This is a genomic window from Conservatibacter flavescens (assembly GCF_002795425.1).
GTDB classification, from domain to species: Bacteria; Pseudomonadota; Gammaproteobacteria; order Enterobacterales; family Pasteurellaceae; genus Conservatibacter; species Conservatibacter flavescens.
Genome location: NZ_PHHA01000006.1, coordinates 87341 through 107449, shown reverse-complemented (window position 1 = coordinate 107449; position 20109 = coordinate 87341). Strand labels below are relative to the sequence as shown.

At 38.0% G+C, this 20109-nt stretch carries 20 protein-coding genes and 1 tRNA gene; 15 read left to right on the top strand and 6 right to left on the bottom strand.

Annotated elements, in window-relative coordinates; translation table 11 throughout:
- Positions 1 to 230 precede the first annotated feature (230 nt).
- Positions 231 to 959, bottom strand: coding sequence for a carboxy-S-adenosyl-L-methionine synthase CmoA (gene cmoA, locus CVP05_RS04590; RefSeq protein ID WP_100288406.1), 729 nt, complete (start codon positions 957 to 959; stop codon positions 231 to 233).
- Positions 960 to 1093: 134 nt separating this feature from the next.
- On the opposite strand from cmoA, the gene aspS reads away from it, so the two are divergent.
- From aspS to ruvB, 8 genes are all read left to right on the top strand, one after another.
- On the top strand, positions 1094 to 2866 hold the full coding sequence (gene aspS / locus CVP05_RS04585; protein WP_100288405.1) for an aspartate--tRNA ligase: 1773 nt from the start codon (positions 1094 to 1096) through the stop codon (positions 2864 to 2866).
- 203 nt (positions 2867 to 3069) lie between these two features.
- On the top strand, positions 3070 to 3582 hold the full coding sequence (locus CVP05_RS04580) for a transposase (RefSeq protein WP_100288404.1): 513 nt from the start codon (positions 3070 to 3072) through the stop codon (positions 3580 to 3582).
- Positions 3583 to 4036: 454 nt separating this feature from the next.
- A complete protein-coding gene (gene nudB / locus CVP05_RS04575; RefSeq protein ID WP_207761348.1) occupies positions 4037 to 4459 on the top strand; it encodes a dihydroneopterin triphosphate diphosphatase in 423 nt (140 codons plus the stop codon).
- Between the two features lie 15 nt (positions 4460 to 4474).
- Complete coding sequence (locus tag CVP05_RS04570) at positions 4475 to 5215, top strand: YebC/PmpR family DNA-binding transcriptional regulator (protein WP_100288403.1); 741 nt, start codon at positions 4475 to 4477, stop codon at positions 5213 to 5215.
- Between the two features lie 34 nt (positions 5216 to 5249).
- Complete coding sequence (locus CVP05_RS04565; RefSeq protein ID WP_100288402.1) at positions 5250 to 5684, top strand: hypothetical protein; 435 nt, start codon at positions 5250 to 5252, stop codon at positions 5682 to 5684.
- Positions 5685 to 5831: 147 nt separating this feature from the next.
- Entirely contained in the window at positions 5832 to 6404 is a 573-nt protein-coding gene (gene ruvC / locus CVP05_RS04560; protein ID WP_100288401.1) for a crossover junction endodeoxyribonuclease RuvC, read from the top strand.
- 90 nt (positions 6405 to 6494) lie between these two features.
- Positions 6495 to 7109 carry a Holliday junction branch migration protein RuvA gene (gene ruvA / locus CVP05_RS04555; protein WP_100288400.1) on the top strand — a complete coding sequence of 205 codons (615 nt, stop codon included), beginning with the start codon at positions 6495 to 6497 and terminating at the stop codon, positions 7107 to 7109.
- Positions 7110 to 7121: 12 nt separating this feature from the next.
- Positions 7122 to 8129 carry a Holliday junction branch migration DNA helicase RuvB gene (gene ruvB / locus CVP05_RS04550; RefSeq protein ID WP_100288399.1) on the top strand — a complete coding sequence of 336 codons (1008 nt, stop codon included), beginning with the start codon at positions 7122 to 7124 and terminating at the stop codon, positions 8127 to 8129.
- A gap of 90 nt (positions 8130 to 8219) precedes the next feature.
- Here the strand turns inward: ruvB and CVP05_RS04545 are convergent.
- A tRNA-Met gene (locus tag CVP05_RS04545) sits at positions 8220 to 8296 on the bottom strand.
- Between the two features lie 222 nt (positions 8297 to 8518).
- Between CVP05_RS04545 and mltA the strand changes: the two genes are divergently transcribed.
- The 7 genes from mltA (at position 8519) to CVP05_RS04510 (ending at position 15697) form a co-directional block, all read left to right on the top strand.
- A complete protein-coding gene (gene mltA, locus CVP05_RS04540; protein ID WP_100288398.1) occupies positions 8519 to 9622 on the top strand; it encodes a murein transglycosylase A in 1104 nt (367 codons plus the stop codon).
- 2 nt (positions 9623 to 9624) lie between these two features.
- Positions 9625 to 10401 carry a tRNA cyclic N6-threonylcarbamoyladenosine(37) synthase TcdA gene (tcdA, locus tag CVP05_RS04535; RefSeq protein ID WP_100288397.1) on the top strand — a complete coding sequence of 259 codons (777 nt, stop codon included), beginning with the start codon at positions 9625 to 9627 and terminating at the stop codon, positions 10399 to 10401.
- A 141-nt stretch (positions 10402 to 10542) separates the two neighbouring features.
- Positions 10543 to 11559: a zinc ABC transporter substrate-binding protein ZnuA gene (gene znuA, locus CVP05_RS04530; RefSeq protein WP_100288396.1), complete on the top strand. Its 1017-nt coding sequence runs from the start codon at positions 10543 to 10545 to the stop codon at positions 11557 to 11559.
- Positions 11560 to 11856: 297 nt separating this feature from the next.
- On the top strand, positions 11857 to 12789 hold the full coding sequence (locus CVP05_RS04525) for a nucleotidyltransferase domain-containing protein (RefSeq protein WP_100288395.1): 933 nt from the start codon (positions 11857 to 11859) through the stop codon (positions 12787 to 12789).
- Position 12790: 1 nt separating this feature from the next.
- Positions 12791 to 14413 (top strand): ThiF family adenylyltransferase, encoded by a 1623-nt coding sequence (locus CVP05_RS04520; RefSeq protein WP_100288394.1) that lies wholly within the window; start codon positions 12791 to 12793, stop codon positions 14411 to 14413.
- Positions 14413 to 14874 (top strand): M67 family metallopeptidase, encoded by a 462-nt coding sequence (locus CVP05_RS04515; protein WP_100288393.1) that lies wholly within the window; start codon positions 14413 to 14415, stop codon positions 14872 to 14874. Before CVP05_RS04520 ends, CVP05_RS04515 begins: the two co-directional genes overlap by 1 nt.
- On the top strand, positions 14867 to 15697 hold the full coding sequence (locus CVP05_RS04510) for a DUF6602 domain-containing protein (RefSeq protein ID WP_100288392.1): 831 nt from the start codon (positions 14867 to 14869) through the stop codon (positions 15695 to 15697). Before CVP05_RS04515 ends, CVP05_RS04510 begins: the two co-directional genes overlap by 8 nt.
- Before the next feature lie 137 nt (positions 15698 to 15834).
- Here CVP05_RS04510 and guaA read toward each other — a convergent pair whose 3' ends face one another.
- From guaA to CVP05_RS04490, 4 genes are all read right to left on the bottom strand, one after another.
- Entirely contained in the window at positions 15835 to 17391 is a 1557-nt protein-coding gene (gene guaA / locus CVP05_RS04505; RefSeq protein WP_100288391.1) for a glutamine-hydrolyzing GMP synthase, read from the bottom strand.
- Positions 17392 to 17411: 20 nt separating this feature from the next.
- The gene (locus CVP05_RS04500) at positions 17412 to 18086 is read right to left on the bottom strand and encodes an HAD family hydrolase (RefSeq protein ID WP_100288390.1); all 675 of its coding nucleotides are present in this window, start codon (positions 18084 to 18086) and stop codon (positions 17412 to 17414) included.
- Positions 18087 to 18230: 144 nt separating this feature from the next.
- Positions 18231 to 19268, bottom strand: a complete 1038-nt coding sequence (locus tag CVP05_RS04495; protein WP_100288389.1) for a DUF2806 domain-containing protein — start codon at positions 19266 to 19268, stop codon at positions 18231 to 18233.
- 16 nt (positions 19269 to 19284) lie between these two features.
- On the bottom strand, positions 19285 to 20109 hold the full coding sequence (locus CVP05_RS04490; RefSeq protein ID WP_100288388.1) for a BRO-N domain-containing protein: 825 nt from the start codon (positions 20107 to 20109) through the stop codon (positions 19285 to 19287).

Sequence of the window (20109 nt, the reverse complement as noted above, 5' to 3'; positions counted from 1 at the left end):
TGCGTAACCGGGTACGGCTTCGCCGTGCCCGGACGATAGGATTTTCCCGCTGCAGATAGGGGCGTATTGCATACGCCCCTATTTCTATACGTAACCGGATACGCTTCGCCGTGCCCGGACGGTAGGATTTTCCCACTGCAGATAGGGGCGTATTGCATACGCCCCTATTTCTATACGTAACCGGATACGCTTCGCCGTGCCCGGACGGTAGGATTTTCCCGCTGGGACGGTTATTTGATCGCAATCATTGATCCGAAATTAAAACACTGGAACCACATGGAGACATGGGAAAATCCTAGATTTTTTAACCGCTCTTTTTGTCCTTCAATGCTGTCTGTGCGCATAACATTTTCAAGGGCTGTGCGCTTTTGGCTGACTTCTAACTCACTATAACCGTTGGCACGTTTGAATTGGTGATGAAGATCGATTAATAAATCGTTGATAGGTTTTTCATCAAAACGGTATTTTTCCGATAGCACGAGTACACCATTTGGGTTTAAGCCTTGATAGATGTTGTTTAATAATGCTGTGCGATCTTCTGGCGGAAGAAATTGTAGGGTGAAGTTGAGTATCACCATTGAGGCGTTGTGGATAGGGATCTGGCGAATGTCTTCACATAAAATGTCTACGGGAATTTCACTGTGATAAGCCGCGATATGTTGGCGGCATCGTTCAACCATTGGCAAAGAGTTGTCTACTCCAATGATATGTACATTGGGTTGCTGAATATGGCGACGGGCTGATAAAGTCGCTGCACCACGTGAACACCCAAGATCGTAAACGCGACTATTAGGCGTGACAAAACGTTCGGCTAACATACCAATTGCGGTGATAATATTTGAGTAGCCAGGAATGGAACGTTGGATCATATCCGGAAATACTTCTGCTACACTTTCATCAAAGGTGAAATCACCCAGTTTTTCAATGGGCGCTGCAAATAGTGTGTCTTTTGTTGTCATATCTGTAGACCTGCGGGGTAAATAAAAAGTGCGGTTATTTTAGAGAAAGTTTTATTCCTGCACAAATAAATTCAATCTCTATGGAATTTTCGCTATAATCTGTTCTAACTGTTTCAAAATAAAGGAAGACTAACATGATGCGTACAGAATATTGTGGCGCTTTAAATCGTAGCCATGTGGGCAAAGAAGTAATATTGAGTGGTTGGGTTAACCGCCGTCGTGATTTGGGTGGATTGATTTTTATTGATATGCGTGATGTGAAAGGTATTGTGCAAGTCTGTTTTGACCCAAAATATCAAGAGGCTTTAACAGCAGCTGCGGCGTTACGTAATGAATTCTGTATTCAAATTCAAGGGGAAGTGCTTGCTCGCCCGGATAATCAGGTGAATAAAAATATGGCCACCGGTGAGGTGGAGGTGTTGGCGAAAAGCTTGAAGATTTATAACACGGCAGATGTGTTACCTCTCGATTTTAATCAAAATAATACAGAAGAGCAGCGTTTAAAATATCGCTATTTAGATTTACGTCGCCCTGAAATGGCTGAGCGTTTAAAAACACGTGCGAAAATTACCAGTTTTGTGCGCCGTTTTATGGACGATCACGGTTTTTTAGATATTGAAACCCCGATGCTTACGAAAGCAACCCCTGAGGGCGCTCGCGATTATTTAGTACCAAGTCGTGTGCATAATGGCAAATTTTATGCTTTACCACAATCACCACAGCTATTTAAGCAATTGTTGATGATGTCCGGTTTCGATCGTTATTATCAGATTGTGAAATGTTTCCGTGATGAAGATTTGCGTGCTGATCGTCAGCCTGAATTCACCCAAATAGATGTGGAAACGTCTTTTTTAACCGCAGAAGAAGTGCGCGCTATCATGGAAAAAATGATTCATAGCCTTTGGTTGAATATTATTGGCGTGGATTTGGGGACGTTCCCTGTGATGACGTGGCAGGAGGCGATGACCCGTTTTGGTTCAGATAAACCAGATTTGCGTAATCCATTGGAAATTGTCAGTATTTGCGATTTGGTACGTGAGGTGGATTTTGCGGTATTCAAAGAGCCTGCCAATGATAAAAATGGTCGTGTTGCGGTAATTCGTGTGCCAAATGGGGCGGGTATTACGCGTAAGCAGATTGATGATTATACTAAATTTGTTGGGATTTATGGGGCAAAAGGTTTGGCATGGGCGAAAGTCAATGATCTTAGTGCGGGTCTTGATGGAATTCAAAGCCCTATTGCAAAATTCTTTACTGCAGAACAATTTAAGGCCATTTTAGACCGCACTTCTGCACAAGATGGCGATATTTTGTTCTTTGGCTCTGGTAAATGGAATGTTGTGGCTGATTCTTTGGGGGCTTTGCGTCTGAAATTAGGCCGTGATTTGGGACTCACTCGTTTAGATGAATGGCAGCCGTTATGGGTTGTGGATTTCCCTATGTTTGAACGTGATGACGAAGGCAACCTTGCTGCTATGCATCATCCGTTTACCTCTCCAAAAGATTTTAGCCCTGAGCAACTTGCAGCCGATCCGACAAATGCGGTGGCGAATGCCTATGATATGGTGATAAATGGTTATGAAGTTGGCGGTGGTTCGGTGCGAATTTTTGATCCTAATATGCAGCAAACGGTTTTCCGTATTTTGGGCATTAATGAAGAAGAGCAATATGAAAAATTTGGTTTCTTACTTGATGCATTGAAATTTGGTACCCCGCCACATGCCGGCCTTGCATTTGGTTTGGATCGTTTAACTATGTTGCTAACAGGAACGGATAATATTCGTGATGTTATTGCTTTCCCGAAAACAACCGCAGCCGCTTGTTTGATGACAGAAGCGCCAAGTTTTGCCAACCCACAAGCGTTAGCAGAATTAGGGATTGAAGTGTCTAAGAAAGAAACGGAATAATTTGTTCATTTGGGTTAGGGGCGTATTGCATACGCCCGCAACAAAGAAATATTAAATGTCGTTTAAAATCAATTGGTTATGAGGTTTGTTGTAGGGGCGTATTGCATACGCCCCCAACAAAGAAACATTAAATATCGTTTAAAATCAATTAGTTATAAGATTTATTGTAGGGGCGTATTGCATACGCCCCGAATAAGCAAGATATGAAATTTAATCCAAATATACATAAAAGGCGTAGTATTCGATTAAAGGATTATAATTACGCTTCGGAAGGTTGTTATTTCATCACCATTTGTTGTGCTGAACGACGACCTTTATTTGGAATGGTGAGAGATAACCAAACGATTTTAAATGAATATGGTTTATTGGCTCAGCAAGAATGGGTAAATACAGCGAATAAGCGCATTAACGTGGAATTAGGTGAATTTATTTTTATGCCAAATCATATGCATGGAATCGTGATTATTACCGATGATACTTCAAGGGGCGTATGCAATACGCCCCTACAATCCCCATCAAATACATTAGGGGCAATAATCAGGGGATATAAAGCATCTGTCACAAGCCAGTTACAAGAAAATTTAGGTTTGGTTGTTTGGCAGCGGAATTATTATGAGCATATTATCAGAAATGAAAAATCTTATGATGCTATAGCAAGTTATATTGAAAATAACCCATATACTTGGGAAAAAGACGAATTTTTTATGCCTATGTAGGGGCCTATGTAATACTCTCCTACAAAGAAATTATTAAATATCGTTTAAAATCAATTGGTTATACGGTGTAGGGGCGTATTGCATACGCCCCCAACAAAGAAACATCAAATATCCTTTAAAATCAATTGGTTATGTGGTATTGGGGCGTATTGTATACGCCCCTACAAAGAAACATTAAATATCATTTGAAATCAACTGATTATGAGGATAGGGGCCTATGCAATACGCCCCTACAAGGAATATTAAATATCGTTTAAAATCAATTGGTTATATGGTGTAGGGGCGTATTGCATACGCCCCCAACAAAGAAATATTAAATATCCTTTAAAATCAATTGGTTATACGGTGTAGGGGCGTATTGCATACGCCCCCAACAAAGAAACATTAAATATCATTTGAAATCAACTGATTATGAGGATAGGGGCGTATGCAATACGCCCTGTATATATTTAAGATGAAATACAAAAATCCTGAATCCGTTCTCGTTGTAATCTATGCCCAATCCACCGGCAATATTTTATTATTGCAGCGACAGGACGATCCTGATTTTTGGCAATCCGTATCAGGCAGTCTAGAAGTTGGAGAAAAACCCTATGCGGCGGCGGTTCGTGAAGTATGGGAAGAAACAGGTTTAAAAGCGACCGCGCTTTACGATTGTCAACATTCTGTAGCATTTGAAATTTTTCCGCAATTTCGGTATAAATACGCACCTCATATCACGCATTGTTTAGAACATTGGTTTTTATTGCCTTTGGCACAAGAAAGTGCGGTGAATTTGACTGAACATTTATCTTATCAGTGGCTGCCTCCTCAAGAGGCAGCGATATTAACTAAATCGCCCAATAACGCTGAGGCGATTAGACGATTTTTATTATAAAGAGGAAATTTAATCATGGCAGGCCATAGTAAATGGGCAAATATTAAACACCGTAAAGCTGCACAAGATGCGCAGCGCGGTAAGATTTTTACGAAATTAATTCGCGAATTGGTTACAGCGGCAAAAATTGGAGGGGGAGATACGTCAGCCAATCCTCGTTTACGTGCTGCGGTGGATAAGGCTTTAGCTGCGAATATGACCCGCGATACCATTAATCGTGCGATTGAGCGCGGTGTCGGGGGCGGCGATGATACTAATATGGAAACCAAAGTATACGAGGGCTATGGACCAGGCGGTACAGCGGTGATGGTAGAGTGTCTGTCGGATAATGCTAACCGTACAATTTCTCAGGTTCGCCCTAGCTTTACTAAATGTGGCGGAAATTTAGGTACAGAAGGTTCTGTGGGGTATTTATTTAGTAAAAAAGGGCTGATTTTAATTGCTCAAGCCGATGAGGATGCATTGACGGAAGCCGCTATTGAGGCGGGCGCAGAAGATATTCAGCCTCAAGATGATGGAAGCTTTGAAATTTATACCGCTTGGGAAGAATTAGGGGCGGTACGTGATGGAATTGAAAATGCGGGCTTTAAAATTGAGCAAGCAGATGTTACAATGATTCCATCTACCACTGTAGATCTTGACGCAGACACTGCACCGAAGCTACTTCGTTTAATTGAAATGCTAGAAGATTGTGATGATGTTCAAAATGTTTATCACAATGGCGAAATTAGTGATGAAGTAGCTGCATTGCTGTAAGGTCATATATTACTTAATATTTTAAGGAGTAACTATGAAGTTAATTAAATTCGTTCCAGCATTTTTAGCCACTGTGGTGTTAGCTGCTTGTTCAAGTCAGCCAAAACCAGAAGAAGTGCTTGCTAAAGCAGATCAGGTTGGTGTAAATAAAGTGGTTGCTTATTCCTGTGAAAATGGAAATGATTTAAAAGTCACTTATTCATTCGTAGATGGTCAGGCGAAAACAGCAAAAATTTTGTTGAATGATCAAGCCATTCCAGATACTTTGATTCGTAATCCAAAAAATAAAGATTTTGCAGCATTCACAGCATTAGCAGGTGGTTATACCTTTAATGCCGATGCCGCATTAAATGTGGAAAATTACGCGACATTAAATCCGGGTATTTTATTCAAACATGCGAAAACTGATGAAGTTCAAGCAAAAGGTTGTACAGTAAATACTCAATTGACTGAGTTATTAAATAAATAATAACACTTACTTTGTGCAAATCTAACTCTCAGGATGGGCGTTATGCCTATCTTGAGAGCGCCTAAAAGTAATGTATTTTAAAACTTATTTGCAAATCTTATATGGTTGAAGTCGGGCGAACAATGTTCGCCCCTTTTATTTTAGGTTATGGCGATTATTTTAGGTATCGATCCAGGTTCACGCGTGACAGGCTATGGCGTGATTCGTCAGGAGGGGCGGCAGTTAATTTATCTTGGTAGCGGCGCGATTCGTACCCAAGTAGAAGATTTGCCTACTCGTTTAAAGCGGATTTATGCTGGTGTGACGGAAATTATTACGCAGTTTCAGCCTGATATGTTTGCCATTGAGCAAGTATTTATGGCTAAAAATGCAGATTCAGCATTAAAACTTGGACAAGCACGTGGCACTGCTATTGTGGCTGCGGTGAATCATGATTTGCCGGTTTTTGAATATGCGGCACGTGTGGTAAAGCAAACGGTGGTCGGTATTGGTTCAGCGGATAAAACCCAAGTGCAGCATATGGTCACTCAAATATTACAGCTTTCTGATCGCCCGCAGGCAGATGCGGCGGATGCGTTGGCCATTGCTATTACTCATGCACATAGTATGCATCATGCATTACATATTTCCCTTTCTGTTAAACAAGAAAAAAATTCAGATCAAATGACCGCACTTTTGAAAACCCGTTATCGTCGCGGGCGATTTCGTTTAAAAGCATAAACAAACCCCATAAAACAGCAAAAATAAACTGGCTATTTATACAGTTTTTATTTATCATAGCCCTAATTGTTTTGATAAAGGTAGAACGTGATGATTGGTCGTTTACAGGGTGTGTTATTAGAGAAACAACCGCCTGAAATTTTAGTGGATGTGGGCGGTGTGGGGTATGAATTACTCTTGCCTATGACAAGTTTTTATAATTTGCCGGAAGTGGGTAAGGAAACCACTTTATTCACCCATTTGGTTGTGCGTGAGGACGCACACTTGCTTTTTGGATTCTCGCAAAAAACTGACCGCACTTTATTTCGTGAATTAATTAAAACGAATGGCGTTGGGCCGAAGCTCGCTTTGGCGATTTTGTCTGCGATGTCTGTGAATGAGTTTGTTTATGCGATTGAGCGCGAGGAGTTGTCAAAGTTGGTGAAAATTCCTGGTGTGGGCAAGAAAACGGCGGAACGCTTGTTAGTTGAGCTAAAAGGTAAGTTTAAAGGCGCAGTGCAATCAGATTTCTTTGTGGAAAGTTCACATATTCCTTCTGTAGACTATGCAGGAGGGCAGCTCGATGATCCTGCTCAAGAGGCCATTGCAGCATTAGTGGCTTTAGGTTATAAGGGAACTGAAGCTGAAAAAATGGTGAAGAAAGTACAAAAAGCAGATATGAATAGTGAACAGCTCATTCGGGAAGCCCTAAAAGCCACCTTGTAATAGGATATGTGAATGATTGAAGCAGATAGAATAATCAGCGCAACAGCAAAGTTAGATGATGAATATATTGATCGCGCAATTCGTCCAAAATTATTAGCCGATTATGTGGGACAGCCTCAAGTATGTGAGCAAATGAAAATTTTTATTGAGGCGGCAAAGCTACGTAAAGATGCCTTAGATCATTTGCTGATTTTTGGGCCACCTGGACTGGGCAAGACGACGTTGGCGAATATTGTTGCAAATGAAATGGGGGTGAATATTCGCACTACATCGGGGCCTGTGTTGGAAAAAGCAGGGGATTTGGCGGCGATGTTGACCAATCTTGAACCTTATGATGTGCTATTTATTGATGAAATTCACCGTTTGTCGCCGGCTATTGAGGAGGTACTTTATCCTGCAATGGAAGATTATCAGCTCGATATTATGATCGGTGAGGGGCCTGCTGCGCGTTCTATTAAGTTAGATTTGCCACCTTTTACTTTAATTGGCGCGACAACACGCGCAGGATCACTGACCTCACCTTTACGAGATCGCTTTGGTATTGTGCAGCGTTTGGAGTTCTATTCGGTTGCAGATTTAACGTCAATTGTTAGCCGTAGTGCAACGTGTTTGAATTTGGAGATGTCTGCGGAAGCGGCTCATGAGATCGCTTGTCGTTCTCGTGGCACGCCTCGTATTGCCAACCGCTTGTTACGTCGTGTTCGAGATTATGCTGATGTGAAAAATGGTAGTGTTATTTCACAATCTGTTTCTCAGGCGGCGTTATCTATGTTAGATGTGGATCAGGCGGGGTTTGATTTTATGGATCGTAAATTATTACAAGCGGTGATTGAGCGTTTTGACGGTGGACCGGTGGGGCTGGATAATTTAGCGGCGGCGATTGGGGAAGAGCGAGATACTATTGAAGATGTGTTAGAGCCTTATTTAATTCAACAAGGTTTTTTACAGCGTACGCCACGTGGACGTATCGCGACATCACGTACTTATTTGCATTTTGGATTACAAGCAAAAGAGCGATAATTTGTATAGAGATTATTGTTAGGCGTTTTTGTTTGTGAGTTTGAGGAATTTATTCCGCGAATATGTACGCTAAAATCAGGAAAGAAAATCTGGTTGCGGGGGCCGGATTTGAACCGACGGCCTTCGGGTTATGAGCCCGACGAGCTACCAAGCTGCTCCACCCCGCGTCTGTGGGTGTGAACTATACGCCTTTTAAAAATTATTGCAAGATATAATCTGAGACGATTATGTTGTTCGCTAAAAAAATAAGCAATGTGTTGTTTTTTAAAACAAAATGTAGGTGGTGAGAAAAGTAAAATTTTCAAAAGACACTATTTATTCTTTATATTTTTTGTTACCTTAAGCGGTTTTATTGTAGCGTAAATTAAAGCGAGTAGATTAGGATATTTATGAAATTTTTGAGATCGGTATTTGCCCCTAAATTAGGTGGACTTTTGGCTTTGGCATTATTAGCAAGTTGTTCATCGACTCCACCGAGTACACAAGGTGGGTCGTCCCTTCGACATGAATATGAAGAATTAGGCGCTAAATATCGTGGGCGTACTTATAATACACAACCATTAACAACCATTAGTCGTATTGATAACCAAAGTGCGGTGGTTAATCAGGGAGATTTTTTAACTCAACTTTCTAAAGTGCGTGGTTATTCTTCTAGCCTTAATAATCGACATGCGCATACATATGCAAAATTAACTGGCTGGGTGGCTTCTGGCGCAAATGTTAAAGATTTAAGTAGCTTTGGGATCAATATTCGTGAAATGGCGGGACATGATGGTTATCAGAATGTCTTGATGACGGGATATTATATTCCTATTTTTCATGCGCGGGCGACGAGACAAGGGGTATTCCAGCACCCTATCTACGCCTTACCTAAAAATAAACGTTTTACTCGAGCACAAATTTATGCTGGCGCATTAGAGGGGCAGGGGCTGGAGCTGGCTTATTCCACCATGTATGATGTTTTTGCTATGGGTGTGCAAGGAAGTGGGTTTGCAGATATGGGCGGTGGGCGTTTAGCTCATTTTGCTTATGGTGGACAAAATGGCTTTAGTTATACGAGTGTTGGGCGTTTGTTAGTTGAAGATGGTGAAATTCCGAAAGAAAAGATGTCCATGCAAGCAATTAAGGAGTGGGGAGAGCGTAATCCAAGCCGTTTCCGAGAGTTGCTCGAACGTAATCAATCTTATGTTTTCTTTAAACGCGATGCGACTTTTGATGTGAAAGGGGCGGCCGGTGTACCTTTGGTTGGCTTAGCTTCTGTGGCAGTTGATCGTAATGTTATTCCTTTAGGCAGTGTGCTATTAGTTGAAATTCCACAATTAGATGCGAAAGGAAAATGGACAGGGGAGCACGTTTTGCATCTAGCGGTAGCTTTGGATGTAGGCGGTGCAATTAAGGGGCAACATTTAGACTTATATCAAGGAATTGGTGATAAAGCGGGCCATACTGCGGGCTTGTTAAAACACTATGGTCGAGTTTGGGTACTACAGTAAAAATGGAACGTATTGATAATTACGCGCAACGCTTTGGGGGGATTGCGCGTCTTTATGGCGAGAAAGAGCTTGAAATTTTACGCCAATCTCATATTTGTGTTATTGGGATTGGCGGTGTGGGTTCTTGGGCGGTTGAGGCGTTGGCTCGTTCCGGTGTGGGTAAGCTGACCTTAATCGATCTTGATGATATTTGTGTGACGAATATTAATCGTCAGTTACATGCGCTTAGTGGCAATATTGGTCGGCTGAAAACGGAAGTGATGCAGGAACGTGTGGCACTGATTAACCCTGAGTGTGATGTTGATGTTATTGATGACTTTATTTCTAAAGAAAATTTATCGGAATATTTGACCTCTGATTATGATTATGTCATTGATGCCATTGATAATGTTAAAACAAAAGCGGCGCTGATTGCTTATTGTAAACGTTATAAAATTAAAGTGATTAGTATTGGTGGCGCAGGAGGACAGACGGATCCTACTCAGATTCGTATCGCTGATTTAAGTAAGACTATTCAAGATCCGCTTGCGGCAAAAGTGCGGTCAGTATTGCGTAAAGAATATGGTTTTACGCAAAATCCACAACGTAAGTTTGGTGTCGAGTGTGTTTTTTCTACGCAGCCGCTGATCTTTCCTAAAGTAGAAGGGCAGTGTGATGTGTCTGCTACCATGAATTGCGCCAATGGGTTTGGTGCAGCGACAATGATTACCGCAACCTTTGGTTTTTTCGCCGTTGCTCGTGTGATTGAGAAATTATTATTAAAACATTCTACTCGCTAGTGCGATAACTTTAATGTGAATTTATCAAGCCATTAGAAGCGATTATTTGATAACTTATTTTTCAATAAAAAAAAAGATGGCATTTTTATTGAAAAAGGTATAACCTAGCTCATAGGGTTATTTGATTTTAAGGAAAATAATATGAGTTCAATAAATACGATAATGAAAAAAACAATTGTTGCTTCTTTATTTGCGAGTTTTGCTTGTGCCGCGAATGCCAATATATTGGTGTCAGTTAAGCCGTTAGGGTTTATTAGCGCGGCAATTGCTGATGGTGTGACGGAAACCGATGTGCTGGTGCCTGCAGGGGCTTCACCCCATGATTATAGCCTTAAGCCGTCTGATGTGCAGCGGATTAAACAAGCTGATTTGGTGTTGTGGATCGGCGAAGATATTGATCGTTTTTTAGCAAAAAGTCTAGAAAGTCTTTCACCACAAAAAGTATTAACTATTGCCGATATTCAGGGCGTAAAAGCATTATTATCTGACCATGACCATGACCATGACCATGACCATGACCATGACCATGACCATGACCATGACCATGACCATGACCATGACCATGACCATGACCATGACCATGACCATGACCATGACCATGACCATGACCACGCTCATTCTGACGATCACCACCATGAGCATGGTAAAAACTGGCATATTTGGTTTTCTCCGGAAATTAGCCAATTAGTTGCGGCGGATTTAGCGGAAAAATTAAGCGTACAATATCCTGATAAAAAAGATCGGATTCGTCAAAATTTAGCGGATTTTAAGCAAGATCTAGCGGACAAGAGCAAAAACATTAAACAACAACTTGCTTCAGTGCAAGGAAAAGGCTTTTATGTTTTCCATGATGCCTATCAGTACTTTAATGACACTTATGGTTTAGCTCAAACGGGCGCTTTTACGATTAATCCTTTAGTCGCTCCGGGTGCGAAAACATTGGCTACGATTAAAGCTGAAATTCAGGCAAATAAAGTCAATTGCCTCTTTGCAGAGCCACAATTTACGCCAAAAGTTATTGAGTCTTTGAGTAAGGCTACGGGAGTGAATGTGGGACAACTTGATCCGATTGGTGAAAAAATTGCCTTGAATAAACATGGGTATACCCAATTTTTACAACAAATGGCAGATGATTATTCAGCCTGTTTAAGTCGGTGATAGGTTTTTGAGTATTTTCGTTTAAATAAATCAAACCATTAGGGGGGGCCTTAATGGTTTTGGGTAAGATTGTAAATAAAGAATATTATAAGGGATTTGAGTTATTTGGGAAATTGAGAGTTTTTATGGGGGATAATTTAAGATTATATTTTAATCAAAATCATCTTTACTACCAGTTAAGGATTGAAATTTCATAGGTGCGACCCAATCTAATCTAGTGAAAAAACAAGGCTATTTTGAGTTCATCATCTCTCAAAATAATCTGTTACGTACTGAAAATTTTTATGGGGATCAATTATGGCTGACTATAAAAGTGATTACTTAAATTCTGTGCTGGAAAGTTACAGAATGAAACATATTGAAAAGCTAATCGAAGCCTATCGTACCAAACGAGATGAGATTAAGCAATTTTTAAATGAACAATATGGCAGTAAAATTTATGAACCATTTAATTCTGGTTCGTATAAGAAACACACAGCTATCAATACCAAATTTGATTTGGATTTGGTTGTACCATTTAAACGCAATGCTTTTTCAACATTAGAAGAAATGTTTGAAGATGTTTTGGAAAAACTAACAGAAAAATATAAAGATGAAACTACTGTGAAAAAACAAGGGGTTTCTATTGGTTTAACTTTTGATGAAGCAGATGAAATTAATATTGATATTGTTCCTGCAAGGGAGACTAGTCAAGATTCTTTTCTAGAACATAAGGATTTAAATCTACATAAAACACAAAATGATGGTTATCTTAAAACCAATATTCATGCTCAAATTGAACATATTAAAGCTAAAGAAAATGAAAGAAAATTCGTTCGTTTGCTAAAAATTTGGAAAGCTTATCATCAATACAAATATAAGTCTTTTTTTATTGAATTATTGGTGATTAAGGCTTATGAAAAATCATCTCCGCAGGGAAATTTATGGGAACAATTTAAAACCGTTTTAAATTATATTATTGATAATATTCAACGCGAGAGTTTTACACTCAAAGACCCTGGAAATAGTAATAATGATTTGGCATTATCCTTAGATAGTGGAGAAAAAAGTATACTAGTTTGTAGATTACAATCCATGTTGGCACAAATAGAATCGAATGAGAAGCAAATAGAGTTTTATCTTCCATTGAATGAAAAATTTTCTGAAAGTCATAAAGATGAGAATAAGACATATGGTCTTAAAAGTTCGGCTTTAGTTTCTACACCTCCTGTTTCACAAAGATTTGGTTAATATGAAGTTTTCTCAAATTGAATTAGAGCAAACTATTCAGTCCATTTCATACATTAGAAATTTATCTGCTCTTTCATTTTCAAAAGAGCGGGTAAGTTTTGACATTACTTTTGATTTTGAAGAATTAGACAAACCAATTGATTTTAATGTCGCTATCTATCCAGCCTACCCATTAAAAATTAGTGATGGTGAATCTATTTGTTTTTGTTTAAAAGATGATGAATATAAAAAATTTAGCCATGTGATGTTAAATAATGCTATTTGTTTTCATAATCAGCATTGCATCATTTTTCACCAAAAACTACATCAGGATTTTCAAGCCATTAAACAATGGATTATTAAATATGTTATTAATCAAGAAAAAGATGAACATTATGAGCATCTAATTACTGAAAATCATACTTATAATGGGACGCATTTCTCATTTCAATTTACTGATATTGATAAGTCATTTTCTCAAAATGAGATTGGCATTGTTACCAATACCTACTTAACAACATCAAAATATCAAGATAAGGATATGCACAATTACTTAGTGCAATCTTTTACACATAATATTACCCAAAAAAATTGTAAATGGTCATCTCTTTACTTGGGAAAGGAAAATGATTTATCGGGAATTTATATCTTTATTGGTGAAAAACCAGCAGTTTATGATAGATTTTCATTTTTAAATTGGCAAGAATTTAAATCCATATTTAACCAACAGATATTAAGTGATATTTGGAAAATTACTTTTACCATTACACAAGAATACATACCTATTTTTATTGGATACTATACAAAAAATCAAAATATTCATTGGCAAGTTGCCATAATTGATTTAAAAGCCCCATTTTTAAAAAATAAAAATGGCGTGTATGAACTTTGCGATAAGAAAATAAACTGGGTTATTTCAAAAAATTCATCTTATAATTACTTCTTTGGGCGAGGTGCGTTTCATCCAAATCTAACCCATAAAAAAGTGCTTATTATTGGATTGGGAGCAATTGGAAGTCAAGTCGCAAAGACTCTTGTTAGAGGTGGTTGTACAAATATTACGATTGCTGATTATGATATTAAAGAACCCGAAAACATTTGTCGTTCAGAATACAATTTTATACCGCCTTATACCAACAAAACAGATGAATTGGCAAGTATTTTATGTAGCATCTCTCCTTTTGTTGAGGTGAGATTTATTCGTCATTTTGCAACAGAATGTATTAAATCTGATATCCCATCAGAAAATCTTAATTTTTTATCGGAACAATTTTCAGAATTTGACTATATTTTTGATTGCTCTACTGATGATGATTTAATGTATATTACAGATAAATTAAATTTAACCAACACTATATTTAATTTATCCATAACGAATCATGCAAAAGCGTTGATATGTGGTATTTCGCCCAACCATTATCGATTTATTAGACATCAGTTTGATAATATTTTAGAGAATGACACTTTGGATTCATATAATCCTATTGGTTGTTGGAGTCCAACGTTTAAAGCCTCTTATAATGATATTGCCATTATGGTTCAGCTATCATTAAAAACAATTAATCTAATGATTCAAGAGAATAATTATCAACATTTTACTATTCAATATGATGATTATCTCAATTTAAAGGTTGGGAGGTTTTAATGATTGTTAAAAAATACAAAAACCTTCAATTAGATTTTGACCGTCAAATCGTTGAGCAAATGGCAAAAATAGCAATTCATCATTATCCAAATGAATATGGTGGGTTTCTTTTAGGTTATTATTCTAATGATTTTACTAGGTTGCATATCAAAGGTTTTTTATTGGTTGATAAATACGTCAGCTCGCCTGTGGCATTTAGGCGTGAATTAAATATAAAAATTCATAATTTTGAAAAAATATTTCAAGAAACTGGATTGTATTATATAGGTGAATGGCATAGCCATCCCAATGCATCAGCGTGGTATAGTTTAACGGATTTACAAGCGATGAATAATATTGTTTCTTGCAATACAGTCCAGCTTCATAATCCCGTGCTACTTATTTTGAGTATTTCTAGTAATAAATTATTAGATTTTAATTTCTTTGTTTTTGATGAAGATAGGTTAGTCGTTTATGAATAATGTTGAATTATCAGCTTTGTTTTGTGGTATGCAAAAGCAAATGCAAAGCCAATTAAGTACCAATCGTGAATTTATTTATCATCCTGGGTCAAAAGGCGATGCGTTAGAAAATGCCTGGATTGAATGGTTAAAAAATTATTTGCCAAATCGTTATAGTGTAGATAAAGCAATCGTAATTGATTATCACGGAAATACTAGTGACCAAATTGATATTGTCATTTATGATAATTGGTTTACACCATTTATTTTTAATCAAAATGGCTTTAAATACATTCCAGCTGAAGGGGTTTATGCTGTTTTTGAAGTTAAACCTGATATTCGGGGAAATGTTGGTGATGTTAATTATATTCAGTATGCAGGTCAAAAAATTGCCAGCGTCAGAAAATTAGACCGCACATCAACATCCATGATTAATTCTGGGCAAAAGCTACCTGCCCGCCCGCTCACAAAAATCATTGGTGGAATTTTAACCACCACCAATTCTTTCACACATAATAGTAATGATACCATTAAGAAGCACATCAGCTCTTTAACTGATTTAGAAGGGATTGATTTAGGCTGTATTGTGGATTATGGTAGTTTCTTTGTGCAATATCAAGGAGAAGAAGACACTAATGAGAGAACAGATTTTAGAAAACGTATTTGTGATTATTATCAGAATCGAACTTTTCAATCATTGGTATTTAGTCAACCTGAAAATTCATTAATCACTTTCTTTATGCAATTAACTCGTTATTTGCAACAAGCAATAGGAACTGTGCCTGCCATTGACTTACAGGCATATATGAATACGATTAATGAAAAAATTGATAGTGAAATTTAAGCGAAATTCTTGATTATTATGAGTCTTTTGTCTTATAAAATAATTATTATTGAATAAAAGAACGCCGTCTCTAACATAACTTAAAGCCCCAATAACGGGGCTTTAAGTTATTTTGAAATATTATGAAATAGCGATTTTTATTCCCATTCGATCGTAGCTGGAGGCTTGCCCGAAACGTCATACACCACGCGGGAAATGCCGTTTACTTCATTGATAATACGATTTGAGATTTTACCAAGTAGCTCATACGGTAAATGTGCCCAGTGTGCGGTCATAAAGTCGATGGTTTCTACTGCACGGAGTGAAACGACCCAATCATATTTACGTCCATCGCCCATTACACCCACCGATTTTACCGGTAGGAACACCGTAAAGGCTTGGCTGACTTTGTAATACCAATCTGCGTTATGTAATTCTTCGATAAAGATGGCATCCGCACGGCGAAGAAGATCACAGTATTCTTTTTTCACTTCACCTAGAACACGCACGCCTAGACCCGGTCCTGGGAATGGGTGGCGGTTAAGCATTTCTGCCGGTAAACCTAGTGCAAGTCCAATTTTGCGTACTTCGTCTTTGAAGAGCTCGCGCAATGGTTCAACAAGTCCTAATTTCATATAATCTGGTAAGCCACCAACGTTATGATGAGATTTAATCACATGGGCTTTACCTGTTTTGCTCGCTGCAGACTCAATAACATCAGGATAGATTGTACCTTGTGCTAACCATTTAACGTTTGGATGTTTATGAGATTCCTCATCGAATACATCAACAAACACTTTACCAATAATTTTACGTTTTGCTTCAGGTTCATCAACGCCTGCAAGTTCAGATAAGAAACGATCTTCCGCATTCACACGGGTGATGTTTAAGCCAAATTTATTGCCAAACATCTCCATTACTTGATCGCCTTCGTTTAAGCGAAGTAAACCGTTATCAACAAATACGCAATGTAAGTTTTTACCGATGGCACGGTGTAAGAGTAGAGCTACAACAGATGAGTCCACACCACCAGATAAGCCTAAGATCACTTCATCATCGCCTACTTGTGCTTTAATACGCGCAACTGCGTCTTCGATAATATTTTCTGGTGTCCATAAGGTTTCACAAGCACAAATATTCACCACGAAATTAGTTAAGAGTTCTAAACCTTTTTTAGTATGTGTTACTTCTGGGTGGAACTGTACACCGTAGAAATGGCGGCTTTCGTCTGACATTGCGGCAATTGGGCAAGTTGGGGTAACCCCTGTAATTTGGAAGCCTTGCGGAAGGCGAGTAACTTTATCGCCATGGCTCATCCATACATCAGTTACACCATTTTCGCTTAGGTTTCCTAATAATTTATCCTGTACTTTTAATTCAACCTGCGCATAGCCAAATTCACGGTGATCAGAGGTTTCTGTTAGTCCACCTAATTGCATCGCCATTGTTTGCATGCCATAGCAAACCCCGAGTACAGGTATGCCTGCGTTAAAGACATATTCAGGCGCACGAGGGCTACCTTCTTCAGTGGTGCTTTCTGGACCACCCGATAGGATAATCCCACTTGGATTAAATTCACGGATTTGTTCTTCCGTTACGTCCCATGCCCATAGTTCGCAGTACACCCCAATTTCACGCACACGACGTGCGATCAGTTGAGTATATTGTGAACCAAAGTCTAAAATTAAAATTTTATGATTGTGAATGTTGTTCATTTTGTTTCTCTTGTTTACGTTCAATGATTTCCACTGTGCAAAGTGCGGATAATGTCTAAAATTTCATTCATATCTTTGCCGATATGGTCGGCTAAAGATTGATCGATTAACATACGTTCTTCTTGATAGCCAATTATGGTTAAACCTGCTGTTTTAGCCGATTGCATACCATAGAACGAATCTTCAATTGCAATAGCATTTTCAGGGCTTACGCCAAGTTGCTCACAAGTGTAGCGATAAATTGTTGGGTCGGGCTTGCTACGTTCAAATTGCTCACCGCTGACAATCAAATCAAATTCATCTTTAATGCCACAGGCAGTTAAAATATTATGAATGTGGCCAAGGGCAGAAGAGGATGCCACTGCCAATTTTATTTGGTTTTGTTTAGCAAATTGGAGAATCTGCTTTATATCGGAACGGAAAATATCCAGATAATTCACATTGCTAAACAATGTTTGGAAGAACTGATAATAGCGTTCACGAATTTCTTCAATGGGTAGCGTTGAACCTGCTAACTTTTTCACAATAATTGGGATTTCTTTTAAACATTTGCCCACCACTTCGGACTGCTGCGCTAAAGTAATAGGGCGATCATGTTCTTTGATCTCTTCAATAAATTGTTTTTGCAACGAAAACTCAAGGTATTCAGTATCGACGATCACGCCGTCCATATCAAAAATTATCGCTTGAATCATAGTTCCTCCTAATTACAAGCGGTCAAAATTTGCAAAAATTTTGCAAAATTCCACACACGATGTGCGATTAATTACATATATTGTGAACCGAAGTCCAAAATTAAAATTTTATGATTGTGAATGTTGTTCATCTTTTTCTCTTTATTAAAGTGTTTTAGAAAATAAATTATCTGTTACAGTTTGATTTTTTAAGCGATATACATTAATTGAAATAATTTTCGATGCTTTATTGCTATCTATTTTATTTAGCATATCTTTAGTTATATCTTTCGCTAAACTAATAGATAGTTGTTTGTCAATACATATAGCTAGCTCATATAATTTCTTACCAATGGTAGTTAGCTCTAGTAATTCCAATGATATTCCTTGACCATCATCGTCTACAGAATCTTCGACATCAAATGTAATACAAAAATTGTTTTTCTGATGATAGAAGAAGTGATAGTTATGAAGCTCATTTTTAAATCTCGATAATTTAGAGCCTAGCCTTAAACCAGATTTAGGCATATTATATATTGCACCTATGCTATATAAAGCTTCAATGATTCGATGTCTATTTTGAGAAGGAATAAAATCTACCACTAAAAACTCATCAAAAATGATATATTGTATTGAATCATTAAAAATTCTAGCCTCTTCTGATGAAAGCATGGATAATGTATTCAATACTCTAAGGTCAATCGTATTTGGCTTATAAACTTCTTCGACTAAAATTCTTCCCCAAAATTGTTTTAATGAATCCTCATCAATAGATTGAGCATAGTCACGCCATTTATTGAAAAAAGTTTGTGATACACTTTCATCTGATGGTTCAATATCTTTATTCAATGCTTCGGTTATGGCATATTCCAAACATTGTTGAATATTATCAGATTTAGCTTCTTCAAAATTGAGAAAGTTACCATTTTTATCTAGAGAAGCTTTACCATCAACAATTAATCGAGATTGTCTTTCAGTTTGAGCTTCTATTAACTTTTTAGCTGCTTCTCTTTTCGCAACCATTTTTCCGAAAGCCAAATCAAATATTTTACTAACTCCATTAGGAATACTTTGTATTAATGGTGTCAAGTCGCACTTAACATTAACAGGACTAAAATTTAAATCACCCATATATGCCTCTATATTTTCTCTATTTCCCCAGCAACAATCGGTTAAATTCCGTAAGAATCTTGCAAAATCCATACCGCATTTTTCTACATTATTTCAACTTCTTTGACTCCGCCAATATTTTCTTAGCAGAAAGATCACTAACCACTTTTTTCCCTGTCCGACTTTCCAGCTCTTCTCGTGCGACATTGGCAACATTTCCCCCTTGTTTGGCAACCGCTTTATTTTCTTCAAACGTTGCGGGATTAACCGCTTGGGAAATATCTTTTGTTGAGGCTTCTGCAAGCATGGTTAAGATTAACTCGGTATTGGTCATATTATCACGTAAGTTTTCTTTTTTAAGCCCTTTAAGTTGTTTATATTCTTTGGTCGTTTTGCCACTCCAAGCCTTAGTGATAATATCCGTTAAAATAGCAAATTGTTGCCCTTCTTCAACTCCCAAACGTTTCCATTCATCAGTAAGCTCTTTGCGGATTTCAATACTTTTTAATCGTTGATTGATCCAGTCTTCTGAATAACCTAACTGCAAGTAATCTTGCATTGCTCGGTGGATAGTTTGTTCAGGATCTTGCATTTCATCTAATCGCTCACGCCCAACTTGTGCTAACCAAAGTTTAAAAGGCTCGGCTTTAGGTGATGGGATAGATTGAATAAGACGTAGAAGTTGCTCTGTGTCTGCTACATCACTTTTGTAAAATTTACCATCTGCCGCTTTTAATTTCAGTTGACTACAATTTGTAGTCAACTCACTTCCTTCTTTTTTCAAGCGAGTTTTTAACACGCTCCAATATTTTCTAGGGTTAGGGCTTTCAGTTAATATCTCAATAATATCAACGATAGAAAAATACCATTTTTCTTGTTCATCGTCCCACACTGAACGAACCTGTTTTTGTTCAAAAAGTTTAATATCACTCAT